The following is a 13,519-nucleotide window of genomic DNA, read 5'->3' on the forward strand; positions in this document are numbered from 1 at the left end:
TTTTCACAGTTTTCTTCGCAACTGAGATCAACTCCGATAAGATCGATTTGATCTTATCCGCTAGCCAATTTTTATTGATCAAAATCAATGTTTTCAGTTGGTGCTTCTCGTTAAATACGCCACAATATATTGTGTCAGTCGAATAAAAATTAGCCCTATATAGTGTGTTTGTGGATAAGTCTGTGAACATTCTGGGTAAGGAGAAAAAGTGAAACCAATCGTAATCAAGCGTGACGGCTCAAGAGCTCCGTTTAGCAGGGATCGTATTCAATCAGCAGTGGAATCTGCAGCGGAGAAAAAAGACAAAGATATCGCAATTCATGCATTAAATGTTGCGCTTGCTGTTGAGCTTAAGTTACAGGGTCACGATGAGGTTCACATTCATGAGATTCAAGATCTAGTCGAAAATGAACTCATGCAAGGTCCTTACAAGTCACTTGCACGTTCGTACATTGAATATCGTCACGATCGCGACATCGCGCGTGAGAAGCAAAGCGCACTGACGCGCGAAATTGAAGGTTTGATTGAAGAAAGCAACCTAGACCTAATCAATGAAAACGCGAACAAAGACGGCAAAGTAATTCCGACTCAACGCGACTTGTTGGCAGGTATTGTAGCGAAACACTACGCGAAGACACACATCCTTCCACGTGATGTGGTTCAAGCGCACGAAGTGGGCGATATCCACTACCACGATTTGGATTACGCACCGTTCTTCCCAATGTTTAACTGCATGCTTATCGATTTGAAAGGTATGCTGACTCATGGCTTTAAAATGGGTAACGCTGAGATTGATACGCCAAAATCAATTTCAACAGCAACAGCGGTAACAGCACAGATTATTGCTCAAGTAGCTAGCCATATCTACGGCGGTACAACCATCAACCGTATTGATGAAGTACTAGAACCGTACGTAATGACAAGCTATGAGAAACACCTAGAGATCGCTAAAGAATGGGATATTGCGCAGCCTGAAGAGTTTGCAAAAGCGCGTACAGAGAAAGAGTGTTACGACGCGTTCCAATCTCTAGAATACGAAGTAAACACGCTGCATACCGCAAACGGTCAAACACCGTTTGTTACGTTCGGTTTCGGTCTTGGTACAAGTTGGGCATCTCGCCTTATCCAGAAATCTATTCTGAAGAACCGTATTGCTGGTCTAGGTAAAAACCGTAAAACAGCGGTATTCCCGAAACTGGTATTTGGTATTAAAGATGGTTTGAACCACAAATCAGAAGATCCAAACTACGACATCAAACAACTTGCGCTTGAGTGTGCGACAAAACGCATGTACCCAGATATTCTTAACTACGACAAAGTAGTAGAAGTGACAGGTTCATTTAAAACGCCAATGGGTTGTCGTAGCTTCCTAGGTACCTATGAAGAGAACGGTGAGCTAATCCACGAAGGTCGTAATAACCTTGGCGTAGTGAGCTTGAACCTTCCTCGTATCGCTATCCGTGCAAACGGAAGTGAAGAGAAGTTCTACGAGTTACTAAACGATCGTCTTCGCCTTGCTCGTAAAGCACTAGAGACACGTATCCAGCGTCTAGAAAACGTGAAAGCACGTGTAGCGCCAATCCTATACATGGAAGGTGCGTGTGGTGTTCGCCTAAAAGCCGATGACTCTATCGCAGAGATCTTCAAGAATGGTCGAGCATCTATCTCTCTTGGCTACATCGGTGTACACGAGACAATCAACGCGCTATTCGGTACAGAAGCGCACGTATACGACGATGCGGTTCTGAGTGAAAAAGCAGTAGCTATCATCAAGCACCTAAAAGATACGGTTAATGGCTGGGCTGATGAAACTGGCTATGGTTTCAGCTTATACGCAACACCAAGTGAAAACCTATGCAGCCGTTTCTGCCGCATCGACGCAAAAGAGTTTGGTGTAATTAAAGGTGTGACAGACAAAGGCTACTACACCAACAGCTTCCACTTAGATGTAGAGAAGAAGGTGAACCCATACGACAAGATCGACTTTGAGATGCCTTACCCAGAAATCTCAAGCGGCGGCTTTATTTGTTACGGTGAGTTCCCGAACATGCAGCGTAACGTTGAAGCTTTAGAAAACGTATGGGATTACAGTTATACCCGAGTCCCTTACTACGGTACCAACACACCAATTGATGAGTGTTACGAGTGTGGCTACAGAGGTGAGTTTGACTGTACAAGTAAAGGCTTCACTTGCCCAAGCTGTGGCAACCATGACTCCACAAAAGTGTCAGTAACACGCCGCGTTTGTGGTTACCTAGGCAGCCCAGATGCACGTCCGTTTAACTTCGGTAAACAAGAAGAAGTTAAGCGTCGAGTTAAGCACCTGTAAGGTTTACTTAAACTCAGACCCAAATAATGAAAATCAACCTGTCGTGGGTTGATTTTCTTTTCTAGCCAGCAAAACAAGGCACGATTATGAACTACCACCAATATTATCCAATCGACGTTGTTAACGGACCAGGTACACGCTGCACGCTGTTTGTGTCGGGTTGTGTACACCAGTGTCGCGGCTGTTATAACCAGTCGACACAACGTTTGGACTCGGGTGTGTTTTTCACGCAAGAAGCTGAAGATAAAATTATCGCAGACTTAAACGACATGCGCATCAAACGCCGTGGTTTATCTCTGTCTGGCGGTGATCCTCTGCATCCAGCAAACGTGCCGCATATTCTTAAGCTCGTGAAACGGGTAAGAGAAGAGTGCCCAGGCAAAGATATTTGGGTTTGGACGGGTTACACGCTTGAAGAGCTAAACGATGAACAGCGTGAAGTGACGCAATACATCGACACATTAATTGATGGCAAATATGAGCAAGATAAACGAGACCTCAATCTAGAATGGCGAGGCAGCTCGAATCAAATTATCCATCGTTTTACGGATATCTAGTGTTTCAATTTCGAGCAAGGTCCAAATAAGAAAAGGGCACATTCGTATATTTCGAATGTGCCCTTTTGGTGTGAGTTCTTTAAAGCTATTCATTATAAACAGAGAGTTATGCTAGCTCTTGCTTGTATAAACATAGCATAATCTTGTAGTTACGCTGTCACTCCAGAGTCATCTTCAACCATGTTATTAATCCATCGCTTAGACTGGATGCGATGAGTGGTCAGAATGCCTTTCACTAGTTCCTCAACAAGTAGGGACATCAACACCCAGTGCAGTGGCAAACCTAATACCATTCCAGTGTAGTAAGTGAGCGGAATACCAATCGCCCATTGACCAAACGTGTCGATGAAGATGCTATAGCGGATATCTGCGCCACTTTTCAACACGCCGCCGATGCCGACCATGTTGAACACTCGCAGAATCATACCTAGTGCTAACACCAAGCATACATTTAGTGCCATTTGCTTATCGGTAAGTGGACTCATCTCAAGTAAGTTCAAAATCAATGGTGAACACGCCCAAACGACTAAGAATAATATTGTTGCAAGCACAGCGCTGGTAAACACATACCACCAAGCGGTTTTCTCCACTCGGTCATATTCTTGAGCACCAATGTCATTTCCCAGCAGCACGGATGCAGCGACAGCAAATCCCATAAAGGTTGAAATCAATACACCTTCAATCGGGGATAGGAAAGAGATAATCGCAAGCTCCGTGACACCTAATTGACCGTAAATAATGCTGTAGACAATCAAGCCGCCGGTCCACAACGCATCGTGGATCAACATTGGCATCGACACTTTGAAATATTTGTTTCGGTACTTCTTTACTGTCCCTTCAAGCCAATCTGAACGAGTAGGGAGAAGATGTGAATATCGACGACAAAAGAAGTAAACCAGCACTGCAGTTTGGAAAAAGCGCGAGATAAAAGTACCGACAGCAGCTCCAAATACGCCCCATTGTGGGAACCCAAGTAAACCAAAGATTAAAACCGCATTGAGGAAGACATTCACAACGATGGCAGCAATGCTTACATAAGTTGGCATCTTTGCTTCGCCTACTGATCTCAAGACTGACTCAATAGGTACCACGACAGCTGTGCCTAATAAACTCAATCCAGTCACCACCAGATATTCACGAGCATAGCTAACATACTCAGGGTCATCAGCCATGAATGAGACAATCTCTTTGTCATAAACCACATACAGCCAAATGAATGGTAAGGTAACAAGCATCGAAATAAACCAAGATTGGGCAAGTGTTCGACGTATACCAGGCATGTTGCCAGAGCCATAATATTGAGACGCTAATACCGTCACTGCGCCACACAATCCGAATACGACGGCCAAGTTAAAGAAAAAGATTCGGTTGCCAACACCAACAGCTGCAGTGGCTGATTCACCAAGTTGACTCACCATAAAAATGTCTACAGCACCCAGCAGAGAAAACAACATGGATTGCAGTGACACAGGAACGCCAATTGCAACCAGTTTTTTCCAAAATGCTTTGTCTATGTATTCGCGTGTTAAGAGCATCGCATTTCTCCTTTAAGAACAATGCGAGTAGTTTATCCCCATGATTTGACGTTGTATTTTTCAAATACATCCAAAAGTTTTGTCAAACTATCCAGTGTCTGTCGATTGTTTGATAGAGGACGCTTGCCCTTAGTGCACTTGTGAGCCATCGAATCATGGAAGAAAAGCAAGAACGTTACACAATTTCAGAGAAGACCTACCAAGAGTTCGTTGACCATACGCGAGTCCTTGCCCTCGAAGAAAGGGGGATCGTCCAATGTGGTATCGCCACTTGTCGAGAGTTCTTTTCTGTTTACCGCAAAAACCAGAAGAAACACATGTTGCTTTACACTGTCCGTGGCAAAGGCTGGTTAGAGAGCGGCGCCTGCCGCTATGATCTGGAGCCAGGATCGTTAGTGATCGTGCCCGCGGGCATTGAAAATGGCTTTGGAATGGAAGATGAAACGTGGCAAATCGCGTGGGTATTCCTTTCTCAAAATAAAGGATGGCCGATGGTGAATGAAGAAATCGAATATCAACTTACATCTGCACCAGAAGTGATGTATTCCTGCATTCAAACGCTATTACGTAGTATTAATCTGCCTATCGATTATGGCGGTGAGGTGGGCGCGCATAGCGTTGCTCAGCTCGAACTCATGCTGAACATGCCACATTCAGATTCTATATCACGTAATCAATTAAAACTGCGTCGTGTGTATGACTTGGTTCAAAGGCAGCTTCACAAAGACTGGACGGTTGAACAACTTGCTGCGTTGTACCCATGTTCCGAACCACACCTACACCGTTTGACTCAGCAGCAGTTTGGACGAAGCCCAATGGCGCACCTAACCCGCATGCGAATGGAATACGCGGCGCGTTTATTGCGGTCAACTGAATGGTCAATTCAGCATATAGGCGAGATAGTAGGGTACCCAACAGGGGCGAACTTCAGTACGCGATTTAAAGCCTGGTCGAGCATGACGCCACGTGAATTTAGGAAAAACGGAAAGCTTGATTCGCACTTTGATGAGTGAATTGTACTTTTTGTGAACGATTGAGTTCATAAAATTCCGCAGTCACCAGAATTTTGTACTCTAATTGGCGAAATGAGTGAAAAATAGTTTCGCCATTTTTAACGAAAGTGTTACCGTGAGGTTCGATACTTGAATTTCAAAGGGTTATGACTTTCATGTTTTCTAATCTACCAACTCCCGTATTAGATCCTATTTTATCTCTTTCCGTCGCATACCGCGGCGATGAACGTCCAAACAAGGTTGACCTTGGTATTGGCGTGTACAAAAACAGTGCCGGCGAAACACCAATCATGAAAGCCATTCAGATGGCGCAAGAAGTGGTTATCGAAAATCAAAAGACCAAATCTTACGTTGGTCTAGCAGGCTGTGAAGAATTCAACCAAAGCATGATCGATCTTCTTCTGACGGATACGTCAGCAATGGATCGTGTAGCCGCTATTCAAACGCCTGGTGCGAGTGGAGCATTGCGTATGTTGGGTGACCTAATGAAGGTTGCACAACCAGATACGACAGTTTGGATTTCAAACCCAAGCTATGTAAACCACAAGCCAGTAATGGAAGCAGCTGGACTGAAAGTGAAGTTCTACCATTACTTTTCACCAGAAACGAAACAAGTTGATACGGCGAAAATGCTGGAAGACCTATCTAAAGCAGGCCCTTCTGACGTTGTGCTTCTGCACGGCTGTTGTCACAACCCAACGGGTGCGGATATTGATTTCTCTGCGTGGCAAGCGATCACCGAACTTTCGCAAAGAAACGGTTTTACGCCGTTTGTCGACATTGCGTACCAAGGCTTTGGTGACGGTCTAGAGGAAGATGCAAAAGGTCTCCGCTTTATGGCTGACAATGTTGAAGAAATGCTGATCACAACTTCATGTTCGAAAAACTTCGGCCTGTACCGAGAACGAACTGGTGCTGCGATTGTGATCGGTAAGAACACCCAGGATGTAGCAAACGCGAAAGGCAAGCTGCTAACATTAGCGCGTTCGACTTACACGATGCCGCCAGACCATGGTGCCGCATTGGTAAAAACGATCCTGCAAGATGCAAATCTGACTTCAGTTTGGAAACAAGAGCTAAGCGAAATGCAGCAACGCTTGCTGAATCTTCGTCAAACTTTATGTAACGAGTTGAGAAATAACCATAATACAGATCAATTTGATTTCATTGAGAGCCACAAAGGCATGTTTACTGTGCTAGGCTTTAGTGAAAACCAAATGGCGCAACTGCGTGAAGATTATGGTATTTATGGTGTCGGTGATGGTCGTATTAACATCGCTGGTTTGACCGAAACTCATATTCCTTACGTTGCCGACGCTATCCAAAAAGTATCTCAACGTTAATTGGGAGAGTTGATGAAGAACTGGAAACTGATTCTGCCGCTAATGATGAGCGGCGGTCTTATTGCGTGTACGTCGACGCCAACGACTACTGAGCCTGTTGAGCCAGATACACCAAAGGTAGAGCAACCAGTCGATGTACCGGAAGTGAAACCAGAAATTGAACCTAAGCCTGAGGTTAAACCCGAACAAAAACCTGAAGTTAAACCAGAGGTTAAGCCTAAGCCTGAAAAGCCACCGAAGGTAACAAAAACGCCGGATGGGAAATTGGTTTTAGGTGCTGAAGAATGGGTTTATGTACCAGCTATTGACCAGACATTTAAAGCTCGTATCGATACTGGAGCAACAACATCGTCAATTAGTGCAACAGATATTGTACCGTTTGAGCGGGACGGTAAAGACTGGGTACAGTTCAAAATTGATGTGAATGGCAAGGCCAGCAAAGAGTTCAAGCTCCCGGTGGAGCGATGGGCGAAGATCAAGCAGTCATCAAGTGATGAAGTTGATAAGCGAGCGGTTGTTGTGGCGTACATTCAGGTTGGTGATATGAATGAACAAACCGAGTTTACGTTGGCTGAGCGAGGCCATATGAAGTTTCCAATTCTACTTGGGCGTAGCTTTTTTAGAGACGTGGCAATCATAGATGTGTCTCAGAAATATGTTCAGAAAAAACCAAACAAGAAAAAGTAAATAAAAAAGCCTTCCATATGGAAGGCTTTTTTATAACCAGTGCTTTCAGTCGGCTAAAATGCAAAGCGGGCTGACATGACGATTTGGTTGCCATACACGCCAGTATTCCTGAAATCAGCTCCCAACGATAGTTGCTGAGTGGAGTGGAATCTCCCCCCGACGTTGAATACTGTGTTGGCGTTGTCATTTGAAATAAGCTGACCAATACGACCATGTAACTCAATATTCTGCATAAACCAAACTCGAGTACCAAAGTTTACTTCGGTTTTCCATTCGTCACCTATTTTGTCACTACCGTGCTCTTTGATGTTGTGAACTAGCATTTGACCGTAAATATCAGCAAATTGACCAGCTGGGCCATTAAAACCAATACCACCAGCGATATCCCAGTCGCCACTGAATTCACTATCTACTCTGCCAATAAAGTGAGTGTTTTCAGTAAAATAAGTTGTAAACTCACCACCAAAGGTGCCCGGGCTTGTCCCCATTCTGAATTCCAACATGTTGTAGTTGAAATTATTAGCATGTGATGAAAGTGGTAATAGGGCACACACGCCGATAGCTGTTAGTTTGAGAGCCTTTGCTAGCATGATGTCTCCGGGCTTTATAAAGTGAAAAAACAATAATATAGAAAAAGGCCTGCAATTAGCAGGCCAAAGTTGTGTTTTATATCACTTTTCTGAGATTACCTATGCTAGGTTAGACAGTAAGCATAGGTACTGAGCTTTACAGTACCACAAGGTGCTCTACTTCAATTTCTGGTTTGTTACCGCCTTCAAACTCACCAAACAGACGTACTTTCGTGGTTTGGTCGATTGGCGTCGTTAGTCGAATATCGTCATCTAGCTCAACCATGATTTCACCAGAACCGTCGCTGAAGATAAATTGATCCGCGCGCGTTTGACGAAGTAGGTTACCTTCTACAACTACGTCTTTCTCGGTAAACATGCTTGAATCTTTAATCAAAGCGTCGACTTTCTCTACCGTAACAGGGCCATTAAATTGAATGCTTGATTGGCCGTGGTTGTGGTCTTTCGCCATTGCAATAGTAGGAGCGATAGCAAGTACAGCGATAGTAGCGATAACAGTGTTTTTCATAATTTGGCTTCTCTATATAGGTGTTCGTTTTTGATGGTGCTATTAAAACAAACCTTATTTGAACCATTACTGATTCGAACATTCATATTCGATTCATTTTCTTGAGTCCTATGCTGAGATAACGTTATGATTGTTCATCTTCTTTTTTCTCTTATTAAGCGTTCATGAAATCACCAATCCCATCATTAATGGTTCAAGGCACAACTTCAGATGCCGGAAAAAGTGTCCTTGTGGCAGGTTTATGCCGTGTGTTGGCAAGGCGAGGGGTAAAAGTTGCCCCATTCAAGCCACAGAATATGGCTCTGAATAGTGCAGTTACCAAAGATGGCGGAGAAATTGGGCGTGCTCAAGCCGTTCAGGCGCAAGCTTGCAACGTTGAGCCTACGGTTCACATGAATCCTGTGCTAATTAAGCCTAATAGCGACACAGGTGCTCAGATCATCTTACAAGGCAAAGCATTGTCGAATATGGACGCAGTCGGGTTTCATGATTATAAGAAAGTGGCAATGGGAACGGTGCTGGGTTCATTTGCACAACTGACGGACGAATACGAATCCATTATGATTGAAGGTGCTGGCAGCCCAGCAGAAATCAACTTAAGAGAAAATGACATCGCTAACATGGGCTTTGCTGAAGAAGCCGACGTTCCAGTCATTATTATTGCGGATATCGACCGTGGTGGTGTATTTGCCCATCTGTACGGGACGCTAGCATTACTATCCGAATCTGAACAAGCTCGCGTTAAAGGCTTCGTAATAAACCGTTTCCGTGGCGATATCAGCTTGCTTGAATCTGGTCTTGATTGGTTAGAAGAAAAGACAGGCAAACCAGTGTTGGGGGTATTGCCGTTCTTGCATGGTTTAAACCTAGAGGCAGAAGACGCTATAACGGCAGAGCAAGAGCTATCTTCACGCGTTAAACTCAATGTTGTGGTGCCCGTATTAACACGCATTAGTAATCATACCGATTTTGATGTGTTGCGTCTTAATCCAGACATTAACCTTCGCTACGTTGGTAAAGGCGAAAAGATCGACAAAGCCGATTTGGTTATCTTGCCGGGCACTAAGTCAGTTCGCGACGATTTGGATTATCTGCGTAGCCAAGGCTGGGATAAAGACATTCAACGCCATATCCGACTTGGCGGAAAAGTCATTGGTATCTGTGGTGGCTACCAAATGCTTGGTAAGATTATTGACGATCCCAATGGTGTGGAAGGCACCCCTGGCCAAAGTGAAGGGTTAGGGGTGTTAGACGTCAATACGATTCTAACCAACAGCAAACAATTAACGCATACACAAGCGCAGATTTGCCTAAACGGTAAAACTGTAGATGTGAAAGGCTACGAAATTCATGTTGGTCGAAGTGAAGTGCAGGGCGCTCAACCTATGACATTGAGTTCTGGCGAAGCAGAGGGCGCGATAAGTGAGTGTGGCCAAGTAATGGGAACATACCTTCACGGGTTCTTTGATGAGGCGGACGTTTTAAGCCTTGTGGCTGAATGGGTAAACGGGACTCAAATCAAACAACAAGACTTTGAAGAGTTAAAGGAACAAGGCATTAATCGCATTGCAGATGCGATAGAACAACATATGAATCTTGACTTTCTGTTCAAATAAAACCAGTTTTTAACTGTTTGAAGCATAAATAAAAGTGGACACATTGTTCCACAATTTCTTTTTCTGCCAGTCTAGCACCGGAGTGTTTTTATGAAAGCATGGAAGATTCATGCTTGCCTAGTGGCAATATTGAGCGTTTCATCAGCAGCAAACGCAGCGACCGATATTAAAGTTTACGCGGCTTCGTCTATGACTAACGCGATTGACGATATCGCACAAAAATTTGAACAGCAATATGATGTGAAAGTCACTCCCGTTTACGGAGGCTCCTCATCCATTGCTCGCCAAATCCTAAATGGCGCACCAGCTGATGTGTTCATTTCTGCGAACACTAAATGGATGAACTACTTAGTAAAATCAAATGCAATTGAGAGTGACGGTGTCACTAATTTGGTGCGCAACAGCCTCGTTCTTATTGCACCACTAGCTTCAAGTGTTACTCCTTTTAACTTCTCAGATGGCAATGCATGGAGCCAAGCATTAGACGGCAATCGCCTTGCGCTTGGTAACCCTGTTTCGGTGCCTGCTGGTATGTATGCTCGAGAATCTCTTTCGCACTTTGGTGTTTGGAAGCAGATTGAGCGACAAGTGGCGCCAGCGAAAAATGTTCGTCTTGCATTAGCATTAGTTGAGCGTGGTGAGGCACCGCTTGGTATTGTGTACAAAACCGATGCGCTTTTAACAAAAAAAGTAAAAGTGGTCGGCGAGCTTGCTAATGACTCACACGCGGATATTGTTTACCCAGCGGCGATTGTTAAAGACTCGACACAATCTAAGCAGTTTTTTGAATATTTGAAATCCGACGATGCTAAACAAGTTTTTATGCAATACGGCTTTCAATAAAAAGGGCACAGAGTGACAGAACTTGAATACCAAGCCTTAATACTAAGCCTAAAAGTTGGCGCCTATGCCGTCGTTTGGTTAATACCATTGGGCATTGCTCTGGCTTGGTTACTTTCTCGAAAAGAGTTTATCGGTAAATCCATTCTCGATAGCTTAATTCACCTACCATTGGTATTGCCGCCCGTGGTGATTGGTTACCTATTGCTGATCTCATTAGGCCGACAAGGGGCAATTGGTAGCTGGCTTTATGAGCACTTTGGATTGGTGTTTAGCTTCAACTGGAAGGGGGCGGTTATCGCTTGTATCGTTGTCGCGTTGCCTTTGATGGTGCGTTCAGTTCGCCTCAGCTTAGATAACGTTGATCCTAAGCTCGAACATGCCGCATCGACACTAGGTGCATCACCTTTAAAGGTCTTCCTTACTATCACTTTGCCTTTAACGATCCCAGGTATTATCACAGGTACGATGCTCTCTTTCGCTCGCAGCTTAGGCGAATTTGGCGCTACAATCAGTTTTGTTTCTAACATTCCCGGCGAGACTCAAACCATTCCTTTGGCGATGTACAACTTCATCGAAACGCCGGGCGCAGAGATGGAAGCCGCGCGCTTATGCATCATTTCCATTGCTTTGGCTCTCTCGACATTAATGATATCAGAATGGTTAAATCGCAAAGCTGCAGCGAGACTGGGAGCTAAACGATGAGTATAGAAATTCAATTTGAACAATCACTTGGTGAAACAAATTTTGACATCAATCTATCGTTACCGGGTAACGGAATAAGCGCGTTGTTTGGCCGTTCTGGTGCCGGGAAGACCACACTAATTAACGTTATCAGCGGGTTGGTGACGCCCAAGCAAGGTAAAGTGTCGATTGGTGAACACGTTCTTTTCGATAGTAATACTGGAATTAATTTACCGACACACAAGCGCAAGATTGGCTATGTATTCCAAGACTCTCGCTTGTTTCCGCATTACTCCGTGAAAGGCAACTTACTCTACGGCGTAGTCGAAAAAGATGATGATTACTTCGATAAAGTGACAGAGTTACTCGCTATTACACCGCTATTGAAACGCTTTCCAATCTCTTTATCCGGTGGTGAGAAACAGCGTGTAGCAATCGCGAGAGCGCTCCTTTCGAAACCTAATCTGCTATTGATGGATGAACCTTTGGCTTCGTTGGATATGCCCCGTAAGCGAGAAGTGATGCCATTTTTGGAAGAGTTATCTGAACAGGTCAATATTCCAATCGTCTATGTCACGCATAGTTTGCAAGAGATTCTTCGTTTGGCGCAGCATCTGTCAATTCTCGATAGGGGTCGAATCATGATGTCAGGTAAGTTAGAGGATGTGTGGGCATCTCATGCCATGCGTCCTTGGCAGTCATTCTCAGACCACAGTAGCTTATTCGAAGGAAAGATCGCGACGCACCACGAGAAATACGCGCTGACGTGCGTGAAGCTCGCACCGAGCGCTTGTTTGTGGGTTCAAAAAGTCGATGGAGAGCCAGATACACCAATTCGGCTTCAAGTACGTGCAAACGACGTATCTATCGCGCTAGAAAAACCTGTATCTACATCGATACGTAACGTGTTAACAGCGACCGTCGCATCTATAGAAGAACTTAATACCGGTGAAGACAAGCAAAGTATCACAGTATCACTCAAGTTAGATGAAGAATGCCACCTATGGGCTACCATCACTCCATGGGCATTGGATGATCTGAGCCTGAAAGTTGGTGATGCGGTTTATGCGCAAGTAAAAGGTGTGAGTGTCACGCAACGCGATATTGCTTTGGCGCACCATTAAATTGACTAAACCGCAGATACTCAAGAGATCACAGATACACAAAAGGCCGCATCTGCGGCCTTTACTTTAAACTCAGTATTGAAATTACTTTTCGAATACTTCTTTGAATTCACGTTTAAGAAGAGGGTCACGACGCGCTTTCTTAAGCTGCTTAACCATGTCTTTTACACAGTTGTGTAGGACATTGTCTAACAGTTGAGAACGGTATTCTTCTTTGTCTTCGTCTGTCATGTTTTCTGGCAGATTTAGAGTCGGGAACTCTTCCATTACATTTAGACCTGCAAATGCTTGACCTACAGTCACTAGAGCGTGGAATTGTTCAAAGTTGTCCAGAATGTTTTGTGCACTTGCTGGCATTTCATCCCAAGATGCACGTACAGCTTCTTCAGACACTTCATGGATAGAGGTAACCATCTCGAACATTTGCTCAGGTACTTCGTCAAATTCAATAACTTTGCGTAGTTCAGGAGAAATGGTTTCTAGATCGATTTTTTTGCTTTCGTTGTTAGTTGCTTCTGACATGGTGTGTCTCTCGTTACAAAAGGCGGGAATATTAATACCAAATTCATCAAATAGCTACCATAACGACCTCTTGATTACGTGATAAAGTCGCAAAAATCTCGCAGATTAGTGAGGGTAGTAATGCACATACCACTTTCATATGGTATACGTTTAATAAACAACTAGAAATGG

Annotated in this window: 13 protein-coding genes; 9 read left to right on the forward strand and 4 right to left on the reverse strand. The window is 44.2% G+C overall.

The genetic code is table 11. The annotated features are described in order from the left end of the window. Nucleotides 1-208: 208 nt before the first annotated feature. Together nrdD and nrdG are read left to right on the forward strand one after the other, a co-directional pair. Nucleotides 209-2,329, forward strand: a complete 2,121-nt coding sequence (gene nrdD / locus BSZ04_RS08340) for an anaerobic ribonucleoside-triphosphate reductase (protein WP_088880148.1) — start codon at nucleotides 209-211, stop codon at nucleotides 2,327-2,329. Between the two features lie 86 nt (nucleotides 2,330-2,415). Further along, nucleotides 2,416-2,886 carry an anaerobic ribonucleoside-triphosphate reductase-activating protein gene (gene nrdG, locus BSZ04_RS08345; protein ID WP_088880149.1) on the forward strand — a complete coding sequence of 157 codons (471 nt, stop codon included), beginning with the start codon at nucleotides 2,416-2,418 and terminating at the stop codon, nucleotides 2,884-2,886. Between the two features lie 149 nt (nucleotides 2,887-3,035). On the opposite strand, the gene BSZ04_RS08350 is transcribed toward nrdG, so the two are convergent. Then, nucleotides 3,036-4,421, reverse strand: a complete 1,386-nt coding sequence (locus BSZ04_RS08350) for an MATE family efflux transporter (RefSeq protein ID WP_088880150.1) — start codon at nucleotides 4,419-4,421, stop codon at nucleotides 3,036-3,038. A 155-nt stretch (nucleotides 4,422-4,576) separates the two neighbouring features. Between BSZ04_RS08350 and BSZ04_RS08355 the strand changes: the two genes are divergently transcribed. From BSZ04_RS08355 to BSZ04_RS08365, 3 genes are all read left to right on the forward strand, one after another. Next, nucleotides 4,577-5,434, forward strand: coding sequence for an AraC family transcriptional regulator (locus BSZ04_RS08355; protein WP_088880151.1), 858 nt, complete (start codon nucleotides 4,577-4,579; stop codon nucleotides 5,432-5,434). A gap of 155 nt (nucleotides 5,435-5,589) precedes the next feature. Further along, entirely contained in the window at nucleotides 5,590-6,777 is a 1,188-nt protein-coding gene (locus BSZ04_RS08360; RefSeq protein ID WP_010451748.1) for an amino acid aminotransferase, read from the forward strand. A gap of 12 nt (nucleotides 6,778-6,789) precedes the next feature. Beyond that, the gene (locus BSZ04_RS08365; protein ID WP_038883119.1) at nucleotides 6,790-7,464 is read left to right on the forward strand and encodes a putative ATP-dependent zinc protease; all 675 of its coding nucleotides are present in this window, start codon (nucleotides 6,790-6,792) and stop codon (nucleotides 7,462-7,464) included. A gap of 53 nt (nucleotides 7,465-7,517) precedes the next feature. On the opposite strand, the gene BSZ04_RS08370 is transcribed toward BSZ04_RS08365, so the two are convergent. Next, entirely contained in the window at nucleotides 7,518-8,054 is a 537-nt protein-coding gene (locus BSZ04_RS08370; protein WP_088880152.1) for a hypothetical protein, read from the reverse strand. Nucleotides 8,055-8,190: 136 nt separating this feature from the next. Further along, nucleotides 8,191-8,562, reverse strand: a complete 372-nt coding sequence (locus BSZ04_RS08375; protein ID WP_088880153.1) for a YgiW/YdeI family stress tolerance OB fold protein — start codon at nucleotides 8,560-8,562, stop codon at nucleotides 8,191-8,193. A 164-nt stretch (nucleotides 8,563-8,726) separates the two neighbouring features. Between BSZ04_RS08375 and BSZ04_RS08380 the strand changes: the two genes are divergently transcribed. From BSZ04_RS08380 to modC, 4 genes are all read left to right on the forward strand, one after another. Then, nucleotides 8,727-10,178 carry a cobyric acid synthase gene (locus BSZ04_RS08380; protein WP_088880154.1) on the forward strand — a complete coding sequence of 484 codons (1,452 nt, stop codon included), beginning with the start codon at nucleotides 8,727-8,729 and terminating at the stop codon, nucleotides 10,176-10,178. A 90-nt stretch (nucleotides 10,179-10,268) separates the two neighbouring features. Next, nucleotides 10,269-11,021 (forward strand): molybdate ABC transporter substrate-binding protein, encoded by a 753-nt coding sequence (modA, locus tag BSZ04_RS08385; RefSeq protein ID WP_088880155.1) that lies wholly within the window; start codon nucleotides 10,269-10,271, stop codon nucleotides 11,019-11,021. 12 nt (nucleotides 11,022-11,033) lie between these two features. Further along, nucleotides 11,034-11,723, forward strand: coding sequence for a molybdate ABC transporter permease subunit (gene modB / locus BSZ04_RS08390; RefSeq protein ID WP_088880156.1), 690 nt, complete (start codon nucleotides 11,034-11,036; stop codon nucleotides 11,721-11,723). Further along, entirely contained in the window at nucleotides 11,720-12,826 is a 1,107-nt protein-coding gene (modC, locus tag BSZ04_RS08395; RefSeq protein WP_088880157.1) for a molybdenum ABC transporter ATP-binding protein ModC, read from the forward strand. Before modB ends, modC begins: the two co-directional genes overlap by 4 nt. 84 nt (nucleotides 12,827-12,910) lie before the next feature. Here modC and BSZ04_RS08400 read toward each other — a convergent pair whose 3' ends face one another. Further along, complete coding sequence (locus BSZ04_RS08400; RefSeq protein ID WP_010451758.1) at nucleotides 12,911-13,348, reverse strand: DUF3069 domain-containing protein; 438 nt, start codon at nucleotides 13,346-13,348, stop codon at nucleotides 12,911-12,913. Nucleotides 13,349-13,519: the final 171 nt, after the last annotated feature.

Origin of the sequence: Vibrio rotiferianus (assembly GCF_002214395.1) — a bacterium.
GTDB classification, from domain to species: Bacteria; Pseudomonadota; Gammaproteobacteria; order Enterobacterales; family Vibrionaceae; genus Vibrio; species Vibrio rotiferianus.

What these genes read in the sequence shown, in the direction of transcription:
- modC (WP_088880157.1), top strand. Translation starts at nt 11,720, where the DNA reads ATGAGTATAGAAATTCAATTTGAACAATCACTTGGTGAAACAAATTTT.
- BSZ04_RS08365 (WP_038883119.1), top strand. Translation starts at nt 6,790, where the DNA reads ATGAAGAACTGGAAACTGATTCTGCCGCTAATGATGAGCGGCGGTCTT.
- BSZ04_RS08375 (WP_088880153.1), bottom strand. Translation starts at nt 8,562, where the DNA reads ATGAAAAACACTGTTATCGCTACTATCGCTGTACTTGCTATCGCTCCT.
- BSZ04_RS08400 (WP_010451758.1), bottom strand. Translation starts at nt 13,348, where the DNA reads ATGTCAGAAGCAACTAACAACGAAAGCAAAAAAATCGATCTAGAAACC.
- BSZ04_RS08350 (WP_088880150.1), bottom strand. Translation starts at nt 4,421, where the DNA reads ATGCTCTTAACACGCGAATACATAGACAAAGCATTTTGGAAAAAACTG.
- modA (WP_088880155.1), top strand. Translation starts at nt 10,269, where the DNA reads ATGAAAGCATGGAAGATTCATGCTTGCCTAGTGGCAATATTGAGCGTT.
- BSZ04_RS08380 (WP_088880154.1), top strand. Translation starts at nt 8,727, where the DNA reads ATGAAATCACCAATCCCATCATTAATGGTTCAAGGCACAACTTCAGAT.
- BSZ04_RS08360 (WP_010451748.1), top strand. Translation starts at nt 5,590, where the DNA reads ATGTTTTCTAATCTACCAACTCCCGTATTAGATCCTATTTTATCTCTT.
- nrdG (WP_088880149.1), top strand. Translation starts at nt 2,416, where the DNA reads ATGAACTACCACCAATATTATCCAATCGACGTTGTTAACGGACCAGGT.
- BSZ04_RS08355 (WP_088880151.1), top strand. Translation starts at nt 4,577, where the DNA reads ATGGAAGAAAAGCAAGAACGTTACACAATTTCAGAGAAGACCTACCAA.
- BSZ04_RS08370 (WP_088880152.1), bottom strand. Translation starts at nt 8,054, where the DNA reads ATGCTAGCAAAGGCTCTCAAACTAACAGCTATCGGCGTGTGTGCCCTA.